This window comes from Rhodosalinus sp. (assembly GCF_041685465.1).
Lineage (GTDB): Bacteria > Pseudomonadota > Alphaproteobacteria > Rhodobacterales > Rhodobacteraceae > Rhodosalinus.
In genome coordinates, this window is sequence record NZ_JAWLFS010000007.1 from 1 (window position 1) to 26,199 (window position 26,199).

The 26,199-nt window shown below is 72.8% G+C and carries 26 protein-coding genes and 1 pseudogene; 18 read left to right on the top strand and 9 right to left on the bottom strand.

The features are described from left to right. The 3 genes and pseudogenes from ACESL7_RS00980 to der form a co-directional block, all read left to right on the top strand. A pseudogene (locus ACESL7_RS00980) lies at positions 1-336 on the top strand (hypothetical protein); the annotation flags it as partial. 23 nt (positions 337-359) lie between these two features. After that, positions 360-1,715, top strand: a complete 1,356-nt coding sequence (locus ACESL7_RS00985; RefSeq protein WP_372890526.1) for a PQQ-like beta-propeller repeat protein — start codon at positions 360-362, stop codon at positions 1,713-1,715. A 49-nt stretch (positions 1,716-1,764) separates the two neighbouring features. Next, positions 1,765-3,234: a ribosome biogenesis GTPase Der gene (der, locus tag ACESL7_RS00990; RefSeq protein ID WP_372890528.1), complete on the top strand. Its 1,470-nt coding sequence runs from the start codon at positions 1,765-1,767 to the stop codon at positions 3,232-3,234. Positions 3,235-3,480: 246 nt separating this feature from the next. On the opposite strand, the gene ACESL7_RS00995 is transcribed toward der, so the two are convergent. From ACESL7_RS00995 to ACESL7_RS01005, 3 genes are read right to left on the bottom strand one after another with little or no spacing between them, the layout of a single operon-like run. Further along, entirely contained in the window at positions 3,481-4,704 is a 1,224-nt protein-coding gene (locus tag ACESL7_RS00995) for a vWA domain-containing protein (protein WP_372890530.1), read from the bottom strand. After that, positions 4,701-5,810 (bottom strand): AAA family ATPase, encoded by a 1,110-nt coding sequence (locus ACESL7_RS01000; RefSeq protein ID WP_372890532.1) that lies wholly within the window; start codon positions 5,808-5,810, stop codon positions 4,701-4,703. The genes ACESL7_RS00995 and ACESL7_RS01000 overlap by 4 nt, the downstream gene beginning before the upstream one ends. Next, on the bottom strand, positions 5,807-6,502 hold the full coding sequence (locus ACESL7_RS01005) for a hypothetical protein (protein WP_372890534.1): 696 nt from the start codon (positions 6,500-6,502) through the stop codon (positions 5,807-5,809). Before ACESL7_RS01005 ends, ACESL7_RS01000 begins: the two co-directional genes overlap by 4 nt. A 300-nt stretch (positions 6,503-6,802) precedes the next feature. On the opposite strand from ACESL7_RS01005, the gene ACESL7_RS01010 reads away from it, so the two are divergent. The 5 genes from ACESL7_RS01010 (at position 6,803) to ACESL7_RS01030 (ending at position 14,088) form a co-directional block, all read left to right on the top strand. Beyond that, on the top strand, positions 6,803-7,927 hold the full coding sequence (locus tag ACESL7_RS01010) for an NAD(P)/FAD-dependent oxidoreductase (RefSeq protein ID WP_372890535.1): 1,125 nt from the start codon (positions 6,803-6,805) through the stop codon (positions 7,925-7,927). 169 nt (positions 7,928-8,096) lie between these two features. After that, entirely contained in the window at positions 8,097-9,089 is a 993-nt protein-coding gene (locus ACESL7_RS01015) for an HlyD family secretion protein (RefSeq protein WP_372890537.1), read from the top strand. Continuing rightward, entirely contained in the window at positions 9,079-11,805 is a 2,727-nt protein-coding gene (gene rbbA, locus ACESL7_RS01020) for a ribosome-associated ATPase/putative transporter RbbA (protein ID WP_372890539.1), read from the top strand. The genes ACESL7_RS01015 and rbbA overlap by 11 nt, the downstream gene beginning before the upstream one ends. A gap of 4 nt (positions 11,806-11,809) precedes the next feature. Then, complete coding sequence (locus tag ACESL7_RS01025) at positions 11,810-12,934, top strand: ABC transporter permease (RefSeq protein ID WP_372890541.1); 1,125 nt, start codon at positions 11,810-11,812, stop codon at positions 12,932-12,934. A 404-nt stretch (positions 12,935-13,338) separates the two neighbouring features. Next, positions 13,339-14,088: a rhomboid family intramembrane serine protease gene (locus ACESL7_RS01030; RefSeq protein ID WP_372890571.1), complete on the top strand. Its 750-nt coding sequence runs from the start codon at positions 13,339-13,341 to the stop codon at positions 14,086-14,088. A 128-nt stretch (positions 14,089-14,216) separates the two neighbouring features. On the opposite strand, the gene ACESL7_RS01035 is transcribed toward ACESL7_RS01030, so the two are convergent. The 3 genes from ACESL7_RS01035 to ACESL7_RS01045 form a co-directional block, all read right to left on the bottom strand. Continuing rightward, positions 14,217-15,008 carry an inositol monophosphatase family protein gene (locus tag ACESL7_RS01035; protein ID WP_372890543.1) on the bottom strand — a complete coding sequence of 264 codons (792 nt, stop codon included), beginning with the start codon at positions 15,006-15,008 and terminating at the stop codon, positions 14,217-14,219. 313 nt (positions 15,009-15,321) lie between these two features. Beyond that, positions 15,322-15,720 (bottom strand): DUF2177 family protein, encoded by a 399-nt coding sequence (locus ACESL7_RS01040; protein WP_372890545.1) that lies wholly within the window; start codon positions 15,718-15,720, stop codon positions 15,322-15,324. 51 nt (positions 15,721-15,771) lie between these two features. After that, positions 15,772-16,086, bottom strand: a complete 315-nt coding sequence (locus tag ACESL7_RS01045; RefSeq protein ID WP_372890547.1) for an HPF/RaiA family ribosome-associated protein — start codon at positions 16,084-16,086, stop codon at positions 15,772-15,774. A gap of 205 nt (positions 16,087-16,291) precedes the next feature. On the opposite strand from ACESL7_RS01045, the gene ACESL7_RS01050 reads away from it, so the two are divergent. The 9 genes from ACESL7_RS01050 to ACESL7_RS01090 all read left to right on the top strand — a co-directional run bounded on the left by ACESL7_RS01050 (position 16,292) and on the right by ACESL7_RS01090 (position 23,240). Next, positions 16,292-16,477 carry a CTP synthetase gene (locus ACESL7_RS01050; RefSeq protein WP_372890549.1) on the top strand — a complete coding sequence of 62 codons (186 nt, stop codon included), beginning with the start codon at positions 16,292-16,294 and terminating at the stop codon, positions 16,475-16,477. A 5-nt stretch (positions 16,478-16,482) separates the two neighbouring features. Beyond that, on the top strand, positions 16,483-17,172 hold the full coding sequence (locus tag ACESL7_RS01055) for an NAD-dependent deacylase (protein ID WP_372890551.1): 690 nt from the start codon (positions 16,483-16,485) through the stop codon (positions 17,170-17,172). A gap of 150 nt (positions 17,173-17,322) precedes the next feature. Further along, positions 17,323-18,456, top strand: coding sequence for an ABC transporter permease (locus tag ACESL7_RS01060; RefSeq protein WP_372890552.1), 1,134 nt, complete (start codon positions 17,323-17,325; stop codon positions 18,454-18,456). A gap of 2 nt (positions 18,457-18,458) precedes the next feature. Then, positions 18,459-19,244 (top strand): ABC transporter ATP-binding protein, encoded by a 786-nt coding sequence (locus ACESL7_RS01065; RefSeq protein WP_372890554.1) that lies wholly within the window; start codon positions 18,459-18,461, stop codon positions 19,242-19,244. A gap of 9 nt (positions 19,245-19,253) precedes the next feature. Then, positions 19,254-20,993, top strand: a complete 1,740-nt coding sequence (locus ACESL7_RS01070; protein WP_372890556.1) for an MlaD family protein — start codon at positions 19,254-19,256, stop codon at positions 20,991-20,993. Positions 20,994-21,001: 8 nt separating this feature from the next. Beyond that, complete coding sequence (locus ACESL7_RS01075) at positions 21,002-21,619, top strand: ABC-type transport auxiliary lipoprotein family protein (protein ID WP_372890558.1); 618 nt, start codon at positions 21,002-21,004, stop codon at positions 21,617-21,619. A gap of 58 nt (positions 21,620-21,677) precedes the next feature. After that, on the top strand, positions 21,678-22,295 hold the full coding sequence (gene nthA, locus ACESL7_RS01080; RefSeq protein ID WP_372890560.1) for a nitrile hydratase subunit alpha: 618 nt from the start codon (positions 21,678-21,680) through the stop codon (positions 22,293-22,295). Beyond that, a complete protein-coding gene (gene nthB, locus ACESL7_RS01085; protein ID WP_372890562.1) occupies positions 22,292-22,948 on the top strand; it encodes a nitrile hydratase subunit beta in 657 nt (218 codons plus the stop codon). The genes nthA and nthB overlap by 4 nt, the downstream gene beginning before the upstream one ends. Then, a complete protein-coding gene (locus tag ACESL7_RS01090) occupies positions 22,935-23,240 on the top strand; it encodes a nitrile hydratase accessory protein (RefSeq protein ID WP_372890564.1) in 306 nt (101 codons plus the stop codon). The genes nthB and ACESL7_RS01090 overlap by 14 nt, the downstream gene beginning before the upstream one ends. Positions 23,241-23,379: 139 nt before the next feature. Here the strand turns inward: ACESL7_RS01090 and ACESL7_RS01095 are convergent, their stop codons facing one another. Further along, positions 23,380-23,838: a GNAT family N-acetyltransferase gene (locus ACESL7_RS01095; RefSeq protein ID WP_372890566.1), complete on the bottom strand. Its 459-nt coding sequence runs from the start codon at positions 23,836-23,838 to the stop codon at positions 23,380-23,382. Between the two features lie 158 nt (positions 23,839-23,996). Between ACESL7_RS01095 and ACESL7_RS01100 the strand changes: the two genes are divergently transcribed. Then, the gene (locus tag ACESL7_RS01100) at positions 23,997-24,806 is read left to right on the top strand and encodes a response regulator (protein ID WP_372890567.1); all 810 of its coding nucleotides are present in this window, start codon (positions 23,997-23,999) and stop codon (positions 24,804-24,806) included. Positions 24,807-24,816: 10 nt separating this feature from the next. Here the strand turns inward: ACESL7_RS01100 and ychF are convergent, their stop codons facing one another. Both ychF and ACESL7_RS01110 read right to left on the bottom strand, forming a co-directional pair. Continuing rightward, on the bottom strand, positions 24,817-25,914 hold the full coding sequence (gene ychF, locus ACESL7_RS01105; protein WP_372890569.1) for a redox-regulated ATPase YchF: 1,098 nt from the start codon (positions 25,912-25,914) through the stop codon (positions 24,817-24,819). Between the two features lie 67 nt (positions 25,915-25,981). Continuing rightward, on the bottom strand, positions 25,982-26,185 hold the full coding sequence (locus tag ACESL7_RS01110; protein ID WP_372890573.1) for a hypothetical protein: 204 nt from the start codon (positions 26,183-26,185) through the stop codon (positions 25,982-25,984). Positions 26,186-26,199: the final 14 nt, after the last annotated feature.

Genomic DNA, 26,199 nt, shown 5'->3' on the forward strand with positions numbered 1-26,199 from the left:
GCCGCCACGACGCTCGACGGGATCGGCGGGTCGGACCTCGCCCCGATCTACGGCCGCATGGCAGCGTTCAAGGCGCTTCTGCACCGGGACGACTCGCTCTCCGAGGACGAGCGGCGACAGGGGTTCGCCGCCATTGCCGCCGCGGGCGGGCCGCTGCGTCTTCTCGCGGAAGAGCAGATCGCGCTGAGCGAGATCGCCGCCGGAGAGCGGGACGCGGCGCTCGAGCGGCTGGAGACGATCCGCGCCGACGCCTCGGCGACGCCGGGCCTGCGCCGCCGCACCGAGCAGATGATGGTCGCGCTCGGGGCGGAGCCGCGGTCGCGCTCCGACGGATGAGACGCGAGGAGGGAGCGCTGGGGATGACGGGCGCAGACACGACGGCCGCGAGACGGCGAGGCCGCCGCGCGGGGCTTCTGCTCGGTGCGCTGGCGATGCTCGCCGCCTGCTCGGAGCGGGAGCGCATCCTGCCCGGGGAGCGGCTGGACCTCCGCGCCGTCTTCGACGGCCCGGCCGCCGCACCCGCCGCGGAGGCCCCGCGCGGAACCCCGGCGCCGCTGTCGCTTCCCGCCCCGCGGGTCAACGCGGGCTGGACCCACGGCCCGGGCAGCCCCGCCTATCGCGCCGCGCATCCCGCGATCGCGCATCCCCTCGATCCCGCCTGGAGCGCCGACATCGGCGAGGGCGACAGCCGCCGCGCCCGTATCGCGACCGACCCGGTCGTCGCCGACGGCCGTGTCTTCACGATCGACGCGGCCTCGGTCCTCAGGGCCACGAGCACCGAGGGCGAGCCGCTCTGGTCGCTGAGCCTCGTTCCCGCGCGCGACCGCCCCGGCGAAGCCATGGGCGGCGGTCTCGCCCATGGCGGCGGGGGTCTCTACGCGACCTCCGGCTACGGCAGGCTGCTCGCCATCGAGCCCGAGACGGGCACGGTGCGCTGGGATCAGAAGCTCGACGCCACCGGCACGGGCGACCCGCTCTATCGCGACGGGCTCGTCTATCTCGTCGCCGGCGACACCACCGCCTGGGCGATCGAGGCCGAGGACGGGCGCGTGCGCTGGCGCAACGAGGGCGTGGGCGACGTGCGCAACGTGTCCGGCGGGCCGGCCCCCGCCGTCGCCGACGGGCGTGTCGCCTTCGCCTTCGGCAACGGCGAGATTCAGACCGTCTTCCCCGAGGGCGGCCTGCCGCGCTGGAGCGCCTTCGTCTCCGGCCGCCGCGAGGGCACGGCGATCGGTCTCGTCGACGATATCACCGGCGGCCCGCTGATCGCCGACGGTCGCCTTTATGCTGCCAATGCGGCCGGGCGCCTTGCGGCGCTGGATCTCGAGACAGGCGAGCGGCTCTGGACCGCCGAAGACGGTGCCGTCGACGCGATCTGGCCCGCCGGCGGCGCACTCTTCGTGGTGAACGACCGCAACGAGCTGCTGCGCCTCGACGCGCGCGACGGCCGCCGCGTCTGGGCGGTCCAACTGCCGCGCTACACCGAGGAGCGCCCGCGCCGCCGCGCCGCGATCCACGCGCAGCATGGTCCCGTGCTCGCCGGCGGCCGGCTGATCGTTGCCGGAGGCGACGGGCTGATCCGGGCCTTCGACCCGGAAGACGGCGCCCTGCTGCAGACCCTCGACCTGCCCGGCGGCGCCACCGCCGCCCCGGTCGTCGCCGGCGAGACGCTCTACGTCGTCACGGGCGACGGGCGATTGCACGCTTTCCGCTGAGCCGCGGATGCGTTAAGCCCGCGGCCTGCGCTGAAGGAGCCTGCGGCCGATGAGTTTCCGCCTCGCCATCGTGGGGCGCCCCAACGTGGGCAAGTCCACCCTGTTCAACCGCCTTGTCGGGCGGCGCCTGGCGCTCGTCGACGATCAGCCCGGCGTGACCCGCGACCTGCGTGAGGGCGAAGGGCGCCTCGGGCCCCTGCGCTTCACCGCGCTCGACACCGCCGGGCTGGAGGACGCCAGCGACGACAGCCTGCCGGGCCGGATGCGCCGGCTGACCGAACGCGCGGTGGAAGAGGCCGATGCCTGCCTCTTCGTGATCGACGCGCGCGCTGGCGTGACGGCGACCGACGAGGTCTTCGCCGACATCCTGCGCCGGCGCGCCGGCACCGTGATCCTCGCCGCCAACAAGGCCGAGGGACAGGCGGGCGCGGCCGGCATCGCGGAGGCCTGGGGCCTCGGCCTCGGCGAGCCGGTCGCCCTCTCGGCCGAGCACGGCGAGGGGCTGGCCGATCTCGCCGCCGTGCTGGGGCCGCTCATCGCGGCGAAGGAGGACACCGAGGCCGCCGCAGCGGAGGCGCCCGAGACGGATGTCGACGTGGACGAAGCGGGCGAAAGCCCGCAGGGTCCGCGCGTGCCGACCGCCGCGCGTCCCCTGCAGATCGCCGTGGTGGGGCGGCCCAATGCCGGCAAGTCCACCCTCGTCAATCGCATCCTCGGAGAGGAACGGCTGCTCACCGGGCCGGAGGCCGGCATCACGCGCGACGCGATCTCGATCGCGACCGAGTGGGACGGGCTGCCGGTGCGCATCTTCGACACCGCCGGCATGCGCAGGAAGTCGCGGGTGACGGGCAAGCTCGAGAAGCTCTCGGTCGCCGACGCGCTCCGCGCCGTGCGCTTCGCGGAGGTGGTCGTCGTGCTCCTCGACGCGGCCACCCCCTTCGAGACGCAGGACCTGCGCATCGCCGATCTCGCCGAGCGCGAGGGCCGCGCCGTCGTCGTCGCCGTCAACAAGTGGGACGCCGAACCCGAGAAACAGGCCAAGCTGAAGGCGCTCCGCGAGGGCCTCGAGCGGCTGCTGCCGCAGCTGCGCGGCGTGCCGCTGGTCACGCTGTCGGCGCGCACGGGTCAGGGGCTCGACCGGCTGCGCGCGGCCATCGAGACGGCGCAGGACGTCTGGAACCGCCGCGTGCCCACCGCGCAGCTCAACCGCTGGCTCGCCGACATGGTCGCCGCCCACCCGCCGCCGGCGCCCGGCGGCCACCGCATCCGGCTGCGCTACATGACGCAGGCCAAGACGCGTCCACCCGGCTTCGTCGTCATGTGCTCGCACCCCGACAAGCTCCCGGAGGCCTACACCCGCTACCTCGTCAACGGCCTGCGCGCCGATTTCGACATGCCCGGCACGCCGATCCGCCTCTGGCTGCGGTCGCGGTCGGAGAAGAACCCCTACAAGGGCCGGAAGAAGCCCCAGCCCTCGCGCCTGCGCAAGCACCTCGGCCGGCCCGGCGGCGCGGCCTGACGGCCGCCAGTCATCTTCTCGGGCGAGGGGCGCTGCCCCTCGCGCTCCCCGGAGTATTTCTGCCAAGATGATGGTGCCCTGGCAGGTCGCGGCATGCGGCAGGCCTGCCCCGCCCCCAGGGAGGTGTCCTTGAAGGAAGGCCGCAGTGTGACTTGTCCCATCATCTTGGCAGAAATACTCCGGGGGTGAATTGGCCGCAGGCCAAGAGGGGGCAGCGCCCCCTTACCTGCTGCTGGCGGCGCGGCGTCAGCCCTCCATCTCCAGAACCCGGCCGAAGGGCGGCGTGGTGCGGGGGGCGCGGGGGATCGCCCAGAGCACCGGGATCGCGGGGCGCGGCGGGAAGATGCCGCCGAGGTCGGTGAGTATGACGGCAATCGCCGGGCGCAGGCGCTCGGCTTCGGCGAGGACGTCCTCGAAGCTCGTGCCCCCGCCACGGGGGAGGGGGCGGGTGCGGAGGGCCGTTTCGACGCCCGCGGGCGGCAGGAGGCGCGTCTCGTGCACCGTCTCGTCGAAGGTGAGGAGGTGCGTCTCGGCCCCGGAGCGGCGGGCGAGGCCGGCGATCTCGGCGGCGAAACGGGCGAGGGTCGCGTCCTCCACCGAGCCGGAGGTGTCGAGGCCGACGGCGAGGCGCGGGCGCGCGCCCTCGCGGGCGACGGCGGGCTCGAAGCCGGGCGTGGGCGTCCCCGCGGCGCGGGCCTCCGCCTCGCGGGCGATCCAGCGGCGCGCGGGGCGCGTCGGCGAGGGTTGCGGGCGGTGGTCGAGCGCACGCGCGACGAGGCCGCGAAGCTGGCGCTCCCAGGGCACGCGGGGCGCGGGCAGGTCGCCGAGCGCCTGCGCGAGGCGGCCGATGCCGCGTCCGGCCTGCCGCCCGGCTTCCAGCGCGCGGGCGAGATGGCCCTGCCAGTCGGCGGCTTTCGGGTCCTCGGCGCCGGCGTCGGGGTCCGGTGCCAGATCCGGGGCGAGGCCCATGCGACGCGCGTAATCCTCCGTCTCGCTGCCGCCCGAGCGCGCCTCCTGCGCCCCGAGTGCGATGTAGAGACGCTCCACGTCCCAGGCGGCGAGCGCGGCCTCGGGGCGGTCCTCCTCCGCGTCGAGCATCGCCAGCAGATCGCGGAGGCGCACGGCCGGGCGCGGCAGCGCGTGCTCGGCGGCGATCAGCGCCTCGTTCACCAGCGCGTCGGCGGCGAGGTTGAAGCGCCGCGCGTCGAAGCGCGTGCCCTCCCGCTCGGCCATCGCCGCCATGCGCGCCGGGTGGCGGAAGGCCACGTGCAGGATGTGGTGGCCCGCGAGGCCCACCTGCTCGGGCCGCGGGCGCAGCGCGAAGGCCGCGTCGTAGTGGATCGTCGTTCCGTCGGAGCGCATCGGCTCGCCGTCCCGGTGCGCGATCCAGAGCGCGAGCGCGGCGAGCGCCGGGTCCGCCTCGCCGAGGTGGGCGAGCGCGGGCGCCGCGCGGTCGGAATGCACGCTCATGCGAGGCCCGCCGCCCGGCGTTCCTCGGCGTAGGCGGCGTAGACGGGCGAGCGCAGGAAAGCCTCCTGCGTGCCATCCTCCAGGGCCTTGCGGATCAGCATCTCGAAGCCGAAGGCGGTGAGCTCGGCGAGCGGCAGACCCCTGAGGCGCGTCTCGCCGTCGAGCTCCCGGATGCCGGCCATGACCTCGATCACCGTCGCCATGTTGTCCGCGTCCGCCGCGCCGACGAGCCCGTAGACCAGCGCGTTCAGCCCGTGCAGCGTCTCGGGATAGAGGGCCCGTCGCGCGCGCGGGGTCGCGGCGAGGATCTCGTCCACGCGCACCTGCGCGGCCACCTCGTCGGCGACGAGGGCGAATTCGGCCGCCGCGGCCTCGCCCACGGTGCCGGCGATCATCGCCTGGCGCAGGCGCCGGTCGGGCACGGCGCGCAGGATGTCGCTCACCCGCTCCCAGCTGCGCGGCGTGCAGGCGACGAGCGTGCCGTCGCGCAGGCTGCGCTCCGTCGTGTCGAGAAGGTCGGGCCGCCCGCGCAGGAAGGCGGTCACCGCCGGGTCGATGCCGCGGCGGGGCGCGTAGTTGGTCAGCCAGTCCTCGGCGCTCGCCCGCACGGCGAGATGGATCAGCCGGTCGGAGAGGGCGGTGCCCATGTCGTAGGCCACCGCCCCGTCCTCCACCGTGTTGCCGGCGGCGACGATCAGGACCGAGTCGGGCAGGCGGTGGCGGCCCACGCGCCGCTCCTGCAGGAGGCCGTAGACCGTGGGCTGCAGGTGCGGGGGCGCCGCCGTCAGCTCGTCGAGGAAGAGGACCGAGGGGGTGTCCGGGTCGTCGGGCAGATCCTCGGGACGGTACCAGACGGTGCGCCGCGCGGCGTGGTCGTAGTAGGGCAGGCCGCGCAGGTCCTGCGGCTCGATCGTGGTCAGGCGCAGGTCGAAGAGACGCGCGCCCATCCGCCCGGCGAGCTCCTGCACGATCTGCGTCTTGCCCACGCCGGGCCGGCCGTGGAGCATCCAGCTCACCGTCAGGCCCTCGTCGCGCTGCGCGCGCCAGCCGGCCTCGAGCACCTCGGCGGCCTCTCCTGCGGAGAGATGGCGGGCATTGACGCTCATTCCGCGGGCTCCGCGCGGGCGGCATCCATCATCGCGGCGAGGCGCGCATGGGCGGAGACGGCCCGCGCCTCGAGGCTCACGTCGCGCAGGAAGGTCTCCTCCCGCAGGTTGATGCGCAGGAGATCACGCTCGGTGAGGGCGTCGTCGAAGAGCCCGTCCTCGAGGATCGCCCGCTCCTCGGCGTCGAGCGGCAGGAGCTGCGGGTCCGGCCCGTCGAGCTGCACCGAGACGACCGTCAGCGGCGGCACGCGCGCGAGCTCGGACTGTTCGACGACGAGGTGCAGGCGGTCCTGTTCGATCCCCTTGCGCGCGGCGATCCGGGTGAGCGCCGCGCGCGCCCGGAAGCGCAGCGTGTCGAGGCCGCGCGCCGCGGCGTCCGCGTCGATCAGGCGCGCGCGGCCCGCCTTCGTCGGACGCAGGACGCGCATCTCGACCAGTCCGACGAGCAGCACCATCAGGATCGGCGCCTGCGCGATCGGGAAGGCGAGGCGCGGCCAGATCAGCATGGCGAGGACGAAGGGCGCGAGCGCCACGAGATAGCGCAGGATCTGTACGTCGAGCGTGATCCGCGCCCAGGTCGCCGGCCCCGCGCGCCGCGGCAGGACGGCGATGCGGCCGAAGATCTTCTTCGGCACCTGCCGCGTCTCGAGCGCGGCGGGATTGAGTACGGTGTTGGGGGCGACGATCAGCATGACGCGCAAGCTAGGGCGCGGGCGGGCCGCGGTCGAGTGGCTCCGCTCATCGCGCCCGGTCGGGCCCTCCTCGCGCGGGCGCGGCACCGCCGGGGGACGGCTGCGGGGGGCGGTCTCGCCGCGCCGGTGGTCCGGCGCGCGGGGCGCTTCCCATGTCCGAAGGCACAATGGCGGGCCGTCTTCGCGCGCCTGCGCGCGCTCGGGGGGACAGGACGCAGTGCGCCGCCGGGCGGCGTGGCGCGCATTTCCCTCGCCATGTCCCCGCGGTATGGAGACCGCGACGGGCGAAGGAGACAGGGCATGACACGGACGGCAGATATCGCGGTGATCGGCGGCGGAATCGCGGGGGCCTCGGTCGCCGCCGAACTGGCCGGGACAGCGGAAGTCGTGTTGCTAGAACGGGAGGCGCGGCCCGGCTATCACACCACGGGGCGCTCGGCGGCGCTTTACACCTGCACCTACGGCCCCGCCGGGGTGCGGGCGCTGTCGCGCGCTTCCGGTCCCTCCTTCCACGGCTGGGCGGGCCCCTCGGGCGCACCGCTATTGCGGCCGCGCGGGGTGCTCTTCCTCGCGCGCGAGGACCAGGGCGCGGCGCTCGCCGCGCTGGAGACCGAGATGGCGGGCGCGCTCGCGCCGATCGACGTGGCCGAGGCGCGGGCGCGGCTGCCGCTCCTGCGCGCGGGCTACGCGGCCGCCGCGCTCTGGGACGGCGCGGCGAGCGACATCGACGTGGACGCGCTGCATCAGCGGTATCTGCGCGCGCTCAAGGCCGCGGGCGGCGCGGTTCTGACGGACGCCGAGGTCGGCGCGGTCACTCGCGCGGGCGGCGTCTGGCGCGTCGAGACGCGGGCCGGCACGGTCGAGGCGCCGGTCCTCGTCAACGCCGCCGGCGCCTGGGCCGACGAGATCGCGCGGATGGCGGGCGTCCGGCCCGTCGGGCTGACCCCGAAGCGGCGCACCGCGGCGCTGATCGACCCGCCCGCGGGGCCGGCCGACGACGGCTGGCCGATGGTCGTGGACGCGGAGGAGGCGTTCTACGTCAAGCCGGACGCCGGCAAGCTGCTGATCTCGCCGGCCGATGCCACGCCGAGCGCGCCCTGCGACGCGCAGCCCGAAGAGATGGACGTCGCCATTGCCGTGGACCGGGTCGAGCGGGCGCTCGACCTTTCGGTGCGGCGGATCGCGCACAAGTGGGCGGGACTGCGCAGCTTCGTCGCCGACGGCGAGCCTGTGGCGGGCTACGCGCCCGACGCCGAGGGCTTCTTCTGGCTCGCCGGTCAGGGTGGCTACGGCATCCAGACGGCACCGGCGCTCGGGCAGCTCGCCGCGGCGCTGGTGGCGGGGCGGGCGCAGCCGGACGGTTTCGCCGACGCCGGCGTAAATCCGGCGGTCCTCGCGCCCGATCGGCCCGGTCTCGCGGCGTGAGGGGCAAGCCCTGACCGCGCGCGCGGTCAGGCAGGGCGCGTCGCGGCGCCGATGCAACGCGACCGGGACCTGACGCAGGCCCCCGCGCCGCCCGGAAGACAGGCGGGAACCTTTCGCGTCCGCAAAGTGCTTACCCGTGGGTGCTGCCCGGGAAGGGAGACTTTGTCGCGTGACCAGACTCCGGATCATCGCTGCCATCGTCGGCGGGATCGTCGCCGTCGGTGCCGCGGCGGGGTGGTACGTCTACTGGTACGACCGGGACGATCTGCCGGCGGGTATCGCGACGGCGAACGGCCGGATCGAGGCCGAGCGGGTGGACATCGCCACGAAATACGGCGGCCGGCTCGCCGAGATCGACGTCGAGGAAGGCGACCGGGTCGAGAAGGACCAGGTCCTTGCCCGCATGGACGACACCGAGCTCCGCGCCCGCCTGCACGAGGCCGAGGCCGGCGTGACCTCGGCACGCCAGAGGCTCGCGGAGCGCCGCGCCGTGCTCGAGGAGCGCGAGAGCGACCTTGTCTTCGCCCGGAAGGAGCTGGACCGTGCCGTCACGCTCGAGGAGCGCGAGGTCGCCTCCGAGGAAACCGTGGACCGGCGCCGCTCGCAGATGGAGTCCGCCCGCGCGGCGGTCGCTTCGGCCGAGGCCGGCATCGATGCGGCCGAGGCGCAGGTGGAGGCGGCCGAGGCGACCGTCGAGCGGCTGCGCGCGGAGCTCGACGACTACGTGCTGACGGCGCCGCGGGCGGGCCGTGTGCAGTACCGCCTCGCCGAGCCGGGCGAGATTCTCGGGTCCGGCGCGCGCGTGCTCACCCTGCTCGACATGACCGACGTGCGGATGACCGTCTACCTGCCGACGCCGCAGGCCGGGCAGCTCGCCTACGGGGGCGAGGCGCGGCTGGTGCTCGACGCCGCGCCCGACTACGTGATCCCGGCCCGCGTCAGCTTCGTCGCCGGCGATGCGCAGTTCACCCCGAAATACGTCGAGACGGAGGACGAGCGCGAGACGCTGATGTTCCGCGTCGAGGTGCGCGTGCCGTCCGACATCCTCGAAGACTACCGCGATATCGTGAAGACCGGCGTGCCCGGTGTCGCCCATATCCGCATCGACGAGGAGACGGAGTGGCCCGAGCGGCTGGCCGTGCGTCTGCCGGATGGCGGATGAGCGCCCGGTCGTCCGCCTGAGCGGGATCTCGCACCGCTATCGCGGCGCGATGGCGCTCGACGGGGTGGAGGTGACCCTTGCGGAGGGCGCCATGCTCGGCCTGATCGGGCCGGACGGGGTCGGCAAGTCCACCCTGCTCGGGCTGATCGCCGGGGTGCGGCGCATGCAGGAGGGCAAGGTGGAGGTGCTGGGCGGCGACATGGCCGATCCCGCCCAGCGCGCCGCCAGGCAGCCGCGGATCGCCTACATGCCGCAGGGATTGGGCCGGAACCTCTATCCGACGCTGTCGGTCCGCGAGAACGTCGATTTCTTCGGCCGCCTCTTCGGGCAGGGCGCCACGGAGCGGGCCGAGCGCATCGAGGAGCTTCTCGCGGGGACCGGGCTCGCGCCCTTCGCCGACCGTCCGGCGGAGAAGCTCTCGGGCGGCATGAAGCAGAAGCTCGGGCTCTGCTGCGCGCTGATCCACGACCCCGACCTCCTGATCCTCGACGAGCCGACCACCGGCGTCGATCCGCTCTCGCGCCAGCAGTTCTGGGAGCTGATCGCGCGCATCCGGCGCCGCCGGCCGGAGATGGGCGTGATCGTCGCCACCGCCTACATGTCCGAGGCCGAGCGTTTCGACCGTCTGGTGGCGCTCGACGCGGGCCGGGTGCTGGCCGAGGGCACACCGGACGACCTGCGCGAGGAGGCCGGCGCCGACACGCTGGAGGAGGCCTTCATCGCCTTCCTGCCGGAGGACGCGCGCGAGGCGCACGGTCCGGTGCGGCGCCCACCTTCGCGGGACGGGGAGGGCGAGATCGCGATCGAGGCCGAGGGCCTGACAAAGCGGTTCGGCGATTTCACCGCCGTCGATCATGTCAGCTTCCGCATCCGGCAGGGCGAAATCTTCGGTTTCATCGGCTCGAACGGCTGCGGCAAGACCACGACGATGAAGATGCTCACCGGCCTGCTCGAGCCGAGCGAGGGCACCGCGAAGCTCTTCGGCCGGCCGGTGGACAGCGGCGATCTTTCCATGCGGCGGCGGGTCGGCTACATGTCGCAGTCCTTCTCGCTCTACGCCGAGCTCTCGGTGCGGCAGAACCTCGTGCTGCACGCCCAGCTCTTCCAGGTCTCCCGCGCGCGCCGGCGCGAGCGGGTGACCGAACTGCTGGACCGGTTCGACCTCGGCGACGTGGCCGACGCGCGCCCGCCCGCGCTGCCGGTGGGCGTGCGCCAGCGGCTGCAGCTGGCCGTCGCGGTGCTGCACCGCCCCGAGATGCTGATCCTCGACGAGCCCACGAGCGGTGTCGATCCGGTGGCGCGCGACCGGTTCTGGGCGCTGCTCGCCGAGCTGTCGCGCGACGAGGGGGTGACGATCTTCATCTCCACCCATTTCATGACCGAGGCGGAGCGCTGCGACCGCATCTCGCTCATGCACGCGGGCGAGGTGCTGGCGGTGGGTGCCCCGGACGAGCTGCGCGAGGCCCGCGGCGCCGAGACGCTGGAGGCGGCTTTCGTCGATCACCTGCGCGAGGCGGCCGAGCCCGAGACGCCGTCCGAGGACCCTGTGCCGGATCGCGACCGCGCCGCCCCGCAGGCGCGGCGCCGGGTCTTTTCCCCCGCGCGGACCTGGGCCGTGGCGCGCCGCGAGGGTCTCGAGTTGCTGCGAGACCGGGTGCGGCTGGCCTTCGCGCTCGTCGGGCCGATGATCCTCATGATCGCGGTCGGCTTCGGCATCTCCTTCGACGTGGACAACCTCTCCTATGCCGTGCTCGACCGCGACCGGAGCCCCGAAAGCCGCACGCTCACGCGGCAATTCTCCGGCTCGCGCTATTTCAGCGAGGGGCCCGCGCTGGGCTCCGCGGACGAGATGGACGATCGGCTGCGCGCGGGCGGCATCGGCATGGCGCTCGTGGTGCCGCCGGATTTCGGGCGCGACCTTCTGGCGGGCGAGCGCCCCGAGGTGGCGCTCTGGCTCGACGGCGCGAACACCGTGCGGGCCGAGACGACCCGCCGCTACGCCGAGGCGGTGTTCCGCGACTTCCTCGCGGAGGCGGCCCTCCGCGAGACCGGCCGCCGCCCCGACCCGCGCCCCGTCGCGATCGAGCCGCGCTTCCTCTACAACCAGAGTTTCGATTCGGCGCGCGCGATCCCGCCCGGCGTGATGATGATGATGCTCATCATGATCCCGACGATGATGACCGCGCTCGGCGTGGTGCGCGAGAAGGAGATCGGCTCCATCGCCAACTTCCATGCCGCCCCCCTGCGACGGCTGGAATTCCTGATGGGCAAGCAGGCGCCCTATATCGCGGTCGCGATGGTCAGCTTCATGATCCTCGTGGGCATGCTGCTGACCGTCTTCGGCCTCCGCCTCAAGGGCAGCGTCGCCGCGCTGACCCTCGGTGCGCTCATCTACACCACCGCGGCGACGGCCTTCGGGCTGGTGATCTCGACCTTCGTGCGCTCGCAGATCGCTGCCATCTTCGGCAGCGCGATCATCGTCATCATCCCGACGGTCAACTTCTCGGGCATGCTCTACCCGGTCGCCACGCTCGACGGGCTGACCCGCGCCATCGGGCAGGCCTTTCCCGCGCTCTATTTCCAGCGGATCAGCACCGGCGTCTTCAACAAGGGGCTGGGCCTTGCCGATCTCTACCGCGATCACCTGATGCTCGCCGGGTTCTGCGTGCTGTTCTGGGCGCTGGCCGCGGCGCTCCTGCGCAAGCAGGAGGCGTGAGGGGATGCGGGGCCTGCGCAACATCTTCCGCCTCGGGCTGAAGGAACTCTGGAGCCTCTTCCGTGACCCGGTGCTCATGGTGCTCGTCGTCTACACCTTCACGGGCGCCGTCTTCACCGTGGCCACCGGCGTGCAGACGGAGGTGCGCAACGCCGCGATCGCCGTCGTCGATCAGGATCGCTCCACCCTGTCCGAGCGCCTGCGCGACGCCTTTCTGCCGCCGGAGTTCCAGGAGCCCGAGCTCATCGCCCTGGACGAGATGGCCCCGGCGATGGACCGCGGCGCCTACAGCTTCGTGCTGCAGGTGCCCGCCGGCTTCGAGGCGGACCTGCTGGCCGGGCGGCGCCCGACGCTCCTGCTCGCGGTGGATGCGACGGCGATGACGCTGGCCGGGAACGGCACCGCCTACATCCGCACCATCGTGCAGGAAGAGGTGGCCGACGCCCTCGGCACGGAGGCGGCCGCGGCGGGGCAGGCCGCCACGCTCGTCCCGCGGGCCCGCTTCAACCCCAACCTGCAATCGCAATGGTTCTTCGCGGTCATGCAGGTGACCGGCAACGTCACCATCCTGTCGGTAGTGCTCTCGGGCGCGGCGGTGATCCGCGAACGCGAGCAGGGCACGATCGAGCATCTGATGGTGATGCCGGTGACCACGCTCGAACTCATGCTGGCGAAGATCTGGGCCAACGGCCTCGTCGTCGTGGGCGCGGCGGTCCTGTCGCTCCTCCTGGTCGTGGAGGGGCTGATGGGGATACCCGTGGCCGGCTCCATCCCGGTCTTCGCCGCGGGCGCCGGCGTCTATCTCTTCGCGGTGACGTCGCTCGGAATCCTGCTGGCAACCTGGGCGCGGACGATGCCGCAGTTCGGTCTTCTGGCGATCCCGGTCTTCGTGGTGCTCTACCTGCTCTCGGGCGGGGTGACGCCGCTGGAGGCGATGCCGGAGCCGCTGCGCGCCCTGATGCAGCTCTCGCCCGCCACGCATTTCACCAGCTTCGCGCAGGCCGTGCTCTATCGCGACGCCGGCCTCGCGCTGGTCTGGCGGGAGCTGCTCGCCGTGGCGGCGATCGGCGGCGTGTTCCTCGGCCTCGCGCTGATGCGCTTCCGCAGGACGATGGCCGCCGCCCGCTGACACGGGCCGCGGCCGCCGCGTCCGATCTCCGGACCCGCGTCGCGCCACTCCGACGGGGACGCCGGTTTCCGCCTCCGGGCGGTTGCCCCCGCCACGCCGCCACGTGAGGCGGGGCCATCGCACCTTGAGGGGATGACGGCCCGGTTGTCCTGCGTCGCCGCTCCCGCGACGTCATGCGGGGCGCCCCTTGGAGACGCCCTCGCGTCGCGCCGGTCACGGCCCCCGGCCGAAACGATCACGGGTTTCCGGTCTTTCGCGACGGCCCAGCCGCCGCACGAGCCACGTCAGATGGCCCGCCCGCCGCGCGGGGCACCGCATGCCGAACGCCAGCCCCGGTCCGCGCCACCCGTCGCGGCATGCGGCTTTCGCTTGACCTCACCCGGCCCGCGGAACAGCTTCGCCGCATGTTCCCGATCCGCGATCACAATCCGTCCGGGCGCACGCCCGTGGTGACATACGTCCTGATGGCCGCGAACATCGGGATCTTCCTGTCCTACGCGGGGCTTCTCGGCGACGAGCGCACGCTCGCGCTCTTCTTCCGCGACTGGGCCATGACGCCGGCGCGGCTCATGGACGGGGAGGCGGCGCATACCCTCGTGACCTCGATGTTCCTGCATGGCGGCCTGCTGCACCTTGCGGGCAACATGCTGTTCCTGTTCATCTTCGGCGACAACATGGAGGACGAGATGGGCCACTGGCCCTTTCTCGCCTTCTACCTCGCCGCAGGCGTGGGCGCGGCGCTGGCGCAGGCATTCGCCGCGCCGTCGTCCGGGGTGCCGATGGTCGGTGCCTCGGGCGCGATCGCGGGGGTGATGGGGGGCTATCTGCTGATGTTCCCGCGGGCGCGGGTGGACGTGCTCATCATCTTCGTCATCTTCTTCAAGGTGCTGCCGGTGCCGGCGTGGCTCATGCTGGGCGTCTGGTTCGCGCTCCAGCTCTTCGGCGGCGTGGGCGCGGATGCCGACGCCGGCGGCGTCGCCTACTGGGCGCATTCGGGAGGCTTTTTCGCCGGGCTCGTGCTGACGCTGCCGGTCTGGCTCCGCCGCGGCGGCCCCGGCTACTGGCGACGCACGCATGGCGAGCCGCCCCATCCCGAAGCGACCTATCGCTGGCGGCCCACACGCGTGCCGCGCGCCGGGCACCGCCGTCGGTGACGGCGCGAGGGGGCGCTGCCCCCTCTTGGCCTGACGGCCAATTCACCCCCGGAGTACTTGGGCCAAGATGATGGGGCGAGCGATGTCCTTGCTGCCATCGCCGTCGCAGGACGACGCCGCGGCGCCCGTCAAGCGCCGCGTATGGTTTCGGCGAGACGGTCGAAAAGCGCGCCGTTGGCGGCGATCATCTCGCCGTGCCTGAGGGGCTCGGCCCCGTCGCGGACGGGGCCAGCGAGGCCGCCCGCCTCGGTCACGAGGAGCGCGCCGGCGGCGAGATCCCAGATCTGCAGCTCGCGTTCCCAGTAGCCGTCGTAGCGGCCCGCGGCGACATAGGCGAGATCGAGCGAGGCCGCGCCCCAGCGGCGGACGCCGGCACATTCGGGCATCAGCCGCGCGAGGTCCTGCAGCGTCGCCGGCAGTGTGCGCTTGGCGCCGAAGGGCACGCCCGTGGCGAAGATCGCGTCGGTCATGCGGTCGCGTCCCGAGACGCGCATCCGGCGCTGGTCGTTCAGCCAGCAGCCCTGTCCCTTTTCGGCGTAGAACATCTCGTCCTTGGCCGGGTCGAAGACCACGCCCGCGACGATCTGGCCCTTGTGCTCGAGCGCGATGGAAACCGCCCAGTGCGGCAGCCCGTGCAGGAAGTTGGTCGTGCCGTCGAGCGGGTCCACGATCCAGCGCCGGGTCGGGTCGGCGCCGGGGATCTCGCCCTCCTCCTCGGCCAGCCAGCCGTAGTTGGGCCGCGCGCCGAGAAGGTCCTCCTTCAGGAGGCGCTCGGCGGCGAGGTCGGCGCGGCTGACGAAATCGCCGGCGCCCTTGGAGGAGACCTGCAGGTTCTCGACCTCGCGGAAATCCTTGACGAGGGAGCGTCCCGCGCGGCGCGCGGCCTTGATCATGATGTTGAGATTGGCGCTGCCCTGCATGGCCCGGCTCCTGTTCGGTCAGGGCGCGGCTATACGCGCGCGGCCGGGCGATGCCAAGGGCGGGGGTCGGTCGTGGCGGGCGTCCGCCACGCCGACCGTCGCGGGGCCGCGCGGCGTGGCTCGCCGCGGGCGATCAGCGTGCCCCGGCAGCCCCCTGGCCGGCGCTTCGGGTCCGGGTCGCGCGTGCCCGGACGGGCGGACGGGGCGGCGACGGATCCTGCGGGACGGCGGTCCCGATCCCGGCCGGCGCGGAAGGGGGCAGAGGTGCGGCCAGGCTGGCGCGTGGCGTCACGACGGCACCTGACCCTCCGCCTCACCCGAAGGCGCGCAGCACCGCCACCCCGGCCCATGCGGTCACCGCGGTGAGTCCCGTGCCCCAGGTGACGTCGGTGGCCACCATGCTCCAGTGCCAGTCGCGCAGGATCGCGTAGCTCGTGAACTCGTAGGTGCCGTAGGCGGCGAAGCCGAGGACCGCGCCGCCCACGAGCGCCTGCACCGGGTCGCCGGCACGCAGCGCCGGCACCGACACGAGGTAGAGAAGCGCCGCGACATAGGCGAGGTAGAAGGCCGCGGCCGCCCCGAGCCGCATGTTCTCGGCCATGATCGGTCCGATCCGCGCCTCGAAGAGCGGCTTGAGCACGAGGTTGAGCATCACCGCGTCGAGGATCAGGAACACGAGCGCGGTGACGAGATAGAGCGTGACGATCTGCATGGGCGGCGCCTCCTTTGCCGGGGATACGGGCGCGGCGGCGCCGCGGATCGGTCAGCGCTTGTCGGAAAGCCGCCCGAACTCGTGATCGAGGCGGTGGCGCATCTTCCGCGCCGCGCCCTTCACGGCGGCCTCCACCGTCGTGTCGTCGTGCTGCGCGCCGAAGGGGCGCAGGCCTTCGGGCCGGGCCTCCACCGTGGCGCGGATATCGACGCCGCCCTTGTCGGCGTTCATGTCCTTGACGTGCACCTCGACGGCCGAGAGCCGCTTCTCCAGCGGGCCGAGAGCGTTCCTGACGGCGTCCTCGATGACCTCCTGCAGCCGTTCGTCGCCCTGGATGTGATTGTCGGTGTTGACCTGTATATGCATGGAAGCTCCTCATTCCGCTTGCCGGGCACGGTCCCTCCGGGCGGACCCGGTCGCGGTACGGGAACGCTCGCGCCGGCCGGTCCGGTCCCGTGTCCGGCGACCTTCAGTCGTGACGCCGGCGCCCCGGGGCCGCCCTGATTTGGATCAAGGCCCGCGACGCGGGGGGATGCAAGGGTCGGCGCGGAAAATCCCGAGAGAGAGCGTCATGGTCAAACTCGCCCTCGTGCTGCACATCTTCATCGGCACCACGCTTGCCGGAAGCGCGGTCATCGCCGTCCTCGTGGCCGGTTACGGCACGCTCTGGCCGATCGTCATCGCCGGGCTCGCAGGCTTCCTCGTCGGCATCCCGGTGAGCTGGCTGATCGCGCGCCAGCTCTACGAGGAGGGCTGAGGTCCTTGCGCGTGCTGATCCTGACCGGCGCGGGCATCAGCGCCGACTCCGGGCTCGGCACTTTCCGCGATGCAGGCGGCCTCTGGACGCGCTACCCGCTGGAAGAGGTGGCGACGCCCGAGGGCTGGCGCCGCGATCCGGCCAAGGTGATGGAATTCTACAACGCGCGCCGCGCGCAGGCGGCGGCGGCCGTCCCGAACCCGGCGCACGAAGCGCTCGCGCGGCTCGAGGCGGCGCTCGACGGCGGGGTGACGATCGTCACGCAGAACGTCGATTCGCTGCACGAGGCGGCGGGTGCGCGGAACGTGATCCACATGCACGGCCGGCTCGACGGGGCGCTCTGCGCCGTCTGCGAGCACCGCTGGCCCGCGCCCGTGCGGATGGCGCCGGCCGATCCCTGCCCCGCCTGCGGCGCGCCGGCCACGCGGCCCGACGTGGTCTGGTTCGGCGAGATGCCCTACCGAATGGAGGCGATCCTCGCCGCGCTGTCGCAGGCGGATCTCTTCGTCTCGATCGGCACCTCGGGCGAGGTCTATCCGGCGGCCGGCTTCGTCGAGGAGGCGGCGGCGCAGGGGATACGCACGCTGGAACTCAACCTCGAGGCCTCGCGGGGCAGCGCGCTCTTCGACGAGGCGCGGCAGGGCCCGGCGAGCACGCTGGTCCCGGTCTGGGTCGCGGAGATGCTGGGCGACTGACCGCGCGCCCGTTCCCTCCCGCCGGGCTTCGTGTCATGAAACATTTCCAAGCCAGCGCGGCTCATCGCGCCCTGGCGGGCGCTCTTCGCGAGGAGGGCCCGCAAGGGCCCGACGAGCGGCGCGGGCCGCGAGGACGAGAGGGTGGCCCGGATGGAGGGAAACGACGCGCGCGAGGGGGGCGGGGTCAGGCTCGCCGAAGACGGCGCGGAGATCCGCGCCATCGTGACGGGCGTGCTCGGCCTCGGCGATCTGCCCGATCTGCAGGCTTGCCTCGCGGAGATCGACGGCCCGGTCACCTTCGATCTTTCGGACGCCCGGCGGATCGACACGGGCGTCGCATGGGCGCTGCTGACCGCGCGCGACCGGCTGGCGGCGGCCGGCACACGGGCCGAGATCGCCGGCGCGACGGGCGACGTGGCCGCGATCCTCGAGACCGTGCGCGCGGCCTGGCCCGAGCCCGAGGCGCAGCCCGCACCGCCCCGCGGCCTGCGCGTCCCCGTCGAGCGCCTCGGCGAGAGAGTGGCGGGCGGATGGCACGGCTTCCTGGGCTTCCTCGGCCTTCTCGGGCTCTTCGTCGCGCGGCTGGCCGGCGCCGTCGTGCGCCCGCGGGAGTTCCGGTTCACCGCGCTGGCGCATCACTGCCAGGCGGTGGGGCTGCAGGCGGTGCCCATCGTCACGCTCATGGCCTTCCTGATCGGCGTGGTGCTCGCCTTCCAGGGGTCGGCGCAGCTCCGGCAGTTCGGGGCGGAGGTCTTCGTGGTCGACCTGATCGCGATTTCCATCCTCCGCGAGCTCGGCATCCTGCTCACCGCGATCATCGTGGCCGGGCGCACCGCCTCCGCCTTCACGGCCGCGATCGGCTCCATGAAGATGCGCGAGGAGATCGACGCGATGCGCACGCTCGGGATCGACCCGGGTCACGCGCTGATCGTGCCGCGGGTGCTCGCGCTCGTGCTGATGCTGCCGATCCTCGGGCTTCTGGCCAATCTCGCCGGCCTTTTCGGCGGGGCGCTGATGTCGTGGATCGAGCTCGGCATCTCGCCGGCGATGTTCATGACGCGCCTCTCGGAGGGGACGGACCTTGACCACGCGATCGTCGGGATGGTGAAGGCGCCGGTCTTCGCGGTGCTGATCGGCGTCATCGGCTGCCGCGCCGGGCTCGAGGTGGGCTCCACGGCCGAATCGCTCGGCCGCATGACCTCGGCCGCGGTGGTGGCGGCGATCTTCGCGGTGATCCTCGCCGATGCGCTGTTTTCCATCTTTTTCCAGCAGATCGGAGTCTGACCGTGGCGGAGCCGATCATAAAGGTGCGCGGCCTGCGCAACCAGTTCGGCACCCATGTCGTGCATGACGCGCTCGACCTTGACGTGTACCGTGGCGAGATTCTCGGCGTGGTGGGCGGCTCGGGGACCGGAAAATCGGTGCTCCTGCGGTCGATCATCGGGCTCATCACGCCGACCTCGGGCGAGGTGCGGATGCTCGGCACCGACATGCAGGAGGCGGGCGAGGCCGAGCTCGACGCGCTCGCCGAACGCATCGGCGTGATGTTCCAGGACGGGGCGCTCTTCTCCTCGCTCACCGTCCGCGAGAACGTGGAGACGCCGCTCACGAATTTTCCGCGGCTCGACGCGGACACGCGGGAGGGCCTCGCGCGGCTCAAGATCGCGCTCGCCGGGCTGCCGTGGAACGCGGGCGACAAGTACCCGTCCGAGCTTTCGGGCGGCATGCGCAAGCGCGCCGGCCTGGCCCGTGCCCTCGCGCTGGATCCGGAGATCGTCTTTCTCGACGAGCCGACGGCGGGCCTCGACCCGATCGGCGCGGCCGCCTTCGACGAGCTGATCCGCGGCCTCTCGCAGGCGCTCGGCCTCACCGTGTTCCTGGTGACCCACGATCTCGACACGCTCTATGCCACCTGCGACCGGATCGCGGTGCTCGCCGAGAAACGGGTGCTCGCGACCGGCACGCTCGACGACATGCTGGAGGTCGATCACCCCTGGGTGCGCGAGTATTTCCGGGGTCCGCGCGCCCGCGCGGCGCGCGGCGCGATTGCGGCGCCCTCCGGTGGCGGGTAAGCCCGAGGGATGGAGACACGGGCCAACTACCTGCTGATCGGCGCCTTCACCCTCGCGGGGTTTCTGGGGCTGCTCGGGTTCCTGCTGTGGTTCGCCCGCGTCGAGCTGGACCGGCAGTTCGACTATTACGATATCGTCTTTCCGACCGTCACGGGCCTGTCGTCCGCCTCCGAGGTGCGGTTCAGCGGTCTGCCGGTGGGGCAGGTGGTGGAGGTGGCCCTCGCCACGGACCAGAGCGGCCGCGTGCGCGTGCGCGTCGAGGTGGACGCCGAGACGCCTGTACGCACCTCCAGCGTCGCCACCGTCGAGTCGCTCGGCGTCACGGGGCAGAGCTACGTCAGCATCTCCTCGGGCGAGCGGGAGGACCCGCTGCTCGAACGCGCCTCCGAAGAGGCGGTGCCCGAGATCGAGGGCGGACGCTCCGTCCTGCAGACCCTGAGCGACGATGCGCCGCAGATCCTCGAGGAGGTGCTGGAGGTCACGCGGCAGGTCGGCGAGGTGCTGGGCCCCGACAACCAGGAGCGTGTCGCCACCATCCTCGAAAACGTCGAGGACTCCTCCGGGCGGTTGTCGCAGGCGCTCGACGACGTGTCGGCCGTCACGCGGACCATGTCCGACGCGACCGAGGACATCGGCACCTTCACCGCCCGGCTCGAGGACATCTCGACGACCGTGCAGACGACGCTCGAGACGGCGGACGACACGTTGCGTCGTGTCAGCCGTCTCGCCGAACGGGCCGAGGGCACGCTGGACGTCGGCGACGCGACGCTCGAAAGCGGGCGGCGCACGCTCGATCAGGCGAACGCCTTCCTCGAGACGGAGCTTCCGGGGCTCGTCACCGAGCTCGAGACCACGCTCGCCGAGGTGCGCGGCGAGGTCGGGCGCGTGGGCGACGACGCCGGCGCCATGCTCGCCGAGTTCCGCCGCACCGGCGAAGTCGCCACCGCGCGGCTCGAGGAGGCGGAGGCGACCATCGCGGCGGCCGACGCCGTGATCGTCGACGTGTCGGAAAGCGTCGCGGCGGTGGAGGCGGCCGCGGTCCGGCTCGACAGCTTCGTGGCCGAGGACGGCACCGCGCTCGTCACCGAGGCGCGGGCGTTCCTCGCCAACGCCGACGAGGTGGCACGGGCCGCCGTCACGGTGGCCGAGGAGGACCTGCCGGCGATCCTCGCCGACATCAGGAGCGCGACCGAAACCGCGGCGCGGACCGTCGAGAGCGTCGGCGCCGATCTCTCCGCGGCCGCCGGGCGGGCCGACGCCATCTCGGCCGACGCCGCCGAGACGTTCGATACCGTCACCGACACCTTCGAAAGCGCCAACGCCACGCTGGAGCGCCTGAACGGTGCGATCGAGACCGGCGACGCCGCACTCGCGGCAGCCGAGGACGCCTTCGGAACCGCCGACCGCGTGCTGCGCGAGGACGCGCAGGAGATCGTCGCCGGCCTGCGGCGGACGCTCGACCGGCTCGACACCGCGATCGACGCGGTCACCGACGACGTCCCGGCGATCACCGCCCAGATCCGCGAGACGGCGGAACGCGCCGATACCGCCTTCACCGAGATCGAGGGCGCGGCGGAGCGGCTCGGCCCGCGGCTGCAGGAGTTCGCCGACGACGGCTTGCCGCAGTATACCCGCCTCGCCCGCGAGGGCCGTGACCTCGTGGACAACCTGCGCCAGCTCGTCCGCCAGATCGAGCGCGACCCCGCGCGCTACTTCCTGGGCCGCGAAGCGCCCGCCTACAGCCGATGAGGTCCGCCATGCGCCGCGTTCTGCTTCCTTGTCTCGCCGCCGTGACGCTCTCGGGCTGTGCGGCGCTCGACGCGCTGGATCGCGCGGCCGAGCCCCTCGACGTGCACGAGCTCCGTGCGCCTGCGGAGGTGCCCGCGGCCCCCGCGCCCGGCGCGGCGCAGATCGTGGTCGAGACGCCGTCCGCCTCCGGGGCGATCGCCACGGACCGAATCCTCATCCGCACGGATGCGACGCAGGTGGCCTACCTGCCTGACGCCCGCTGGAGCGCGGAAGCGCCCGAGATGGTGCGCTCCGCCGTGGTCGGAACGCTGATCCGCGCCGATGCCTTCAGCTTCGTCGGCCGCCGCCCGCTGGGCGCGTCCGGGGACTACGCGCTCGTCTCGGAACTCGTGGACTTCGGTGCGCGGCCCGAGGCCGAGGGCGGGGGCGCCGAGGTCGCGATGACCCTCGTCGCGCGCCTCGTGCGCGAGCGCGACGCCGAGATCGTGGCCACGCGCCGCTTCGCCCATGCGGTGCGGGTGCCGGACACCTCGACGCCCGCCCTGATGTCGGGCTTCGCGGCGGTCTCGGACGCGGTGCTCACCGATCTTGCCGGATGGGCGGCGCGCGCACCGGGGGCGGGCTGAGCCACGGGCTTTGCATTCGCCGCGTCCGGGCGGCATGATCGCGCGTGGGGAGGCGCCGATGCACGACCATCACGACCACGATCACGACAACGAACTCGACGACATGACCGCGCGCGTCCGCGCGCTCGAGACGGTGCTCACCGAGAAGGGGCTGGTGGACCCGGCTGCCGTCGACGCCATCATCGACACCTACGAGCACCGCGTCGGCCCGCGGAACGGCGCGGCGGTCGTCGCCCGCGCCTGGGCCGATCCGGCCTTCGCCGACTGGCTCCGGCGCGACGCGACCGCCGCGATCGCGTCCATGGGCTTCACGGGCCGGCAGGGCGAGCACATGGTCGCCGTCTTCAACACGCCCGAGGAGCACAACCTCGTCGTCTGCACCCTGTGCTCCTGCTACCCGTGGCCGGTGCTCGGCCTGCCGCCGGCGTGGTACAAGGCGCCGGACTACCGCGCCCGCGCCGTGCGCGAGCCGCGCGCGGTCCTGGCCGGGTTCGGCGTGACCCTCCCCGAGACGACGCGCATCCGCGTCTGGGACTCCACCGCCGAAATCCGCTACCTCGTCGTGCCGGAACGCCCCGCCGGTACCGAGGGCATGGACGAGGCCGCGCTCGCCGCGCTCGTGACCCGCGACAGCATGATCGGCGCCGGCCTGCCCCGCGCACCGGAGGCGGCGTGAACGGCCCGCAGGACGTGGGCGGGCGCCACGGCTTCGGCCCGGTCGTGCCGGAGGACGAGAGCCTGCGCTTCCACGCCGACTGGGAGAAGCGGGTGCTTGGCGTGACGCTCGCCTGTGGCGCGCTCGGGCACTGGTCGCTCGACACCTCGCGCCATGCCCGCGAGAGCCTGCACCCCGCGATCTACTACAACGCCAGCTATTACGGGATCTGGTTCCGCGCGCTCGTCGCGCTGCTCGAACGTGCGGGCGAGGTGACGGACGACGAGCTCGCCGAGGGGCGCGCGCATCGCCCGGGCCGCGCCGCGCACCGCTGCCTCGCGCCCGAAGCGGTGCAGGGCGCGCTCGCCCGCGGCGGGCCGAGCGACCGGGAGGGTCCGGCGCCCGCCTTCGCGGTGGGCGAGCGGGTGCGCACGCGCAACCACCAGCCGGCCGGCCACACCCGCCTGCCGTCCTACGCGCGACGCGCGACAGGCGTGATCGAGGCGGTGCATGGTGCGCATGTCTTTCCCGACACCAACGCGCACGGACGGGGCGAGGCGCCCTGTCCGCTCTACACCGTCCGTTTCGAGGCGACGGAGCTTTACGGCGCAGACGCCGACCCGACCCTCACCGTCAGCATCGACGCATGGGAGCCCTACCTTGACCGAGCCTGACGTCCCCTTCGACGCGCCGTGGCAGGCGCAGCTCTTCGCGCTGACCGTGGCCTTGAACGAGGCGGGGCGCTTCACCTGGTCCGAATGGACCGGGGTCTTCGGCCCGCGCGTGCGGGAGGCCGGGGCGGAGGCCTACTGGGAGGTCTGGTCCGAGGCGCTGATCGCGCTTCTGGAGGCGAAAGGCGTCGCCGGCACGGAGGAGGTCGCCGCGCTCGCCGCGCGCTGGCAGGCCGCGGCGCGCGCCACGCCCCATGGCCGGCCCATCACGCTCGACGCGGCGCCGGAAGCCTGAGCCGCCGGGAGCGCGCGGCGGTCCCGCTCCGCCCGCGTCGGAGGATCGCCCTGCGCGCCGGATCGGACAGGGATGGCCGGGCGCGAGGCAAATGGATCCCCGCGGTCCGGCCGGACGCGCAGCGGCGCCGCAGGCGTGATCAGTCGAGGTCGCGCCGCATCGTGGCAAGGCCGTTCCGGCGCGAGATCTCCTCGTAGCCCGCGGCGTGGTAGAGGTTCACCGCCGCCGGGTTGTCGAGTTCGACCTTCAGGGTGATCGTCAGCGCGCCGAGCTCGCGGGCCGCGCTCTCGGCGAGGTCGGCGAGCCGCGCGCCGGTGCCGCCGCGCATCGCCTCCTCGACGAAGACATAGGCCAGATGGCGCACCTCCGGTCCGATGCCGACGCGCAGCGCGAAGAAGCCCACCTCGCGCCCCTGCCCGTCCACAAGGTAGAACGCCTCGTCGTCCACCTCGTTCAGCCATTTCTCGCGCCATTCCTCCGCGTCGAAGGGATGCTTGGCGCTCGGGTTGACGCGGGCGAGGTCCCCGGCGTCGGCCAGCAGCCGCGCAAGCGGCGCGAGATCGCGCGTATGGTCGCGGCGGATGGCGATTTCTGGCATTCTGGCCTCCATGTCGCTGCGGTGGCGGCGTGCCTCTCACGGACAGGCGCGCGACGAAACCCGCCCACCCGGCATCCGACCGCGCAGACGCGCGCGTGCATGGAACCGGAAGGGACGCGCGCGCGTTGACAGTGCCGACAGACCTCAGGGGAGAGACCATGACAGACGCAGACTCCGCGGCGCCACGGACCGACGCGCTGGGCGAGGCGCTGCCCTACCTCCGGCGTTACGCGCGTGCCCTGACCGGGCGGCAGGCCAGTGGCGACCGCTATGCCGTGGCGGCGCTCGAGGCTCTGCTCGAGGACGATTCGGTACTCGACCGTTTCCCGCCGCAGGTCGGCCTTTTCAACGTGTTCCACCGCCTCTGGTCGAGCGCCGGCACCCCGGTCGCGGAAACGCCCGAAGGGCTCGAAGGAAGGGCGCAGCGCCATCTGGCGCGGCTCACGCCGAACAGCCGCGAGGCGCTCCTGCTCCACGCCGTGGAGGGCTTCGGATTCGATCAGCTGGCTCAGATCATGGACGTCTCTCCGGACGAGGCGCGGCATCTCGTCGAGATCGCACGCCGGGAAATGGGCGAGGCGACCTCCGGCAAGGTGCTGATCGTGGAGGACGAGGCGATCATCGCCATGGATCTCGAATCGGTCGTCGCGGATCTCGGGCACAAGGTCACCGGGGTCGCCCGGACACGTGCCCGTGCGGTGGAACTTGCCACCACGGAGGCGCCCGATCTCATGCTCTGCGATATCCAGCTCGCCGACGAATCCTCGGGTATCGACGCGGCGAACGAGATCCTCGACCAGCTCGGCGAGCGGCCGGTGATCTTCATCACCGCCTTCCCCGAGCGGCTGCTGACCGGGGAGCGGCCGGAACCGGCCTTCCTGATCGCCAAGCCCTACACCGAGGAACAGGTGCGCTCGGCCGTCAGCCAGGCGATGTTCTTCTCCTCGACGGAAACGCTGCGGGCCTGACCCGCGGCGCTCAGGCGCCGTGCAGGACGTTGAGCACGTCGCCGTCCTGCACGACGTAGGCCTTGCCCTCGGCGCGGAGCTTGCCCGCCTCGCGCGCCTTCGCCTCGCCGCCGAGGGCGACATAATCGTCGTAGGCGATGGTCTCGGCGCGGATGAAGGCCTTCTCGAAATCGCCGTGGATGACGCCGGCGGCCTGCGGCGCGCGGGCCCCGCGCGGGATCGTCCAGGCGCGCGTCTCCTTCGGCCCCGCGGTGAAGAAGGTCTGCAACCCGAGAAGGTCGTAGCCCGCGCGGATCAGCCGGTCGAGACCCGGCTCCTCCAGCCCCATCTCTTCGAGGAACATCTCCGCCTCCTCGGCGTCGAGCTGCGCCAGTTCCTCCTCGATGCGCGCGGAGATCACGACGACGCCCGCGCCCTGCGCCGCGGCCATCTCGGCGACGCGGGCGGACTGCGAATTGCCCGTCCCGGCGGAGCCCTCCTCGACGTTGCAGACGTAGAGCACCGGCTTCGACGTCAGGAGCTGAAGCATGCGCCACGCCTTCTCGTCGTCCTCGGCGACCTCGACGGTGCGGGCGGGCCTGCCCTCCTCGAGCGCGGCGGAGGCGGCCTTGAGGAGGCGTTCCTGCGTCACGGCCTCCTTGTCGCCGCCCCGCACCTTGCGCGCGATGGTCTGAAGCCGGCGCTCGATGCTCTCCATGTCGGCGATCATCAGCTCGGTCTCGATCGTCTCGGCGTCGGCCACCGGATCGACGCGGCCCTCGACATGCGCCACGTCGCCGTCCTCGAAGCAGCGCAGGACATGCGCGATCGCGTCCACCTCGCGGATGTTGGCAAGGAACTGGTTGCCGAGCCCCTCCCCCTTCGAGGCGCCGCGCACCAGCCCGGCGATGTCCACGAAGGTCAGCCGCGCCGGGATCGTCTGCTTCGACCCGGCGATCCCGGCCAGCGTGTCGAGCCGGCGGTCGGGCACCGCCACCTCGCCCACGTTGGGCTCGATCGTGCAGAAGGGAAAGTTCGCCGCCTGCGCCGCGGCCGTGCGGGTGAGGGCGTTGAAGAGCGTGGACTTGCCCACGTTCGGCAGCCCCACGATACCCATGCGAAATCCCATGCCCGTCTCCCTCAAGCGCAGCGTGGCTTCTCTAGGGGCCGCGCCCGGCCCATGCAAGCCGCCCGGCTCAGTCGCGCCCGCGCCGCGCGCGGCGCTCCTCGCCCGCCTGGAAGATCAGGACCCAGGCGAGCAGCACGACCATCGGATGCGTGAGCCCGCCTGAAATCAGGATCGCCGGCACCCAGATCAGGAAGACCACGATGGCGACGACGGGCCGGCCCGCGATGAGGATCGAGAGCGGCGGCAGGAAAAGCGCGAGGACGTAATTCATGACCCGAAGATAGG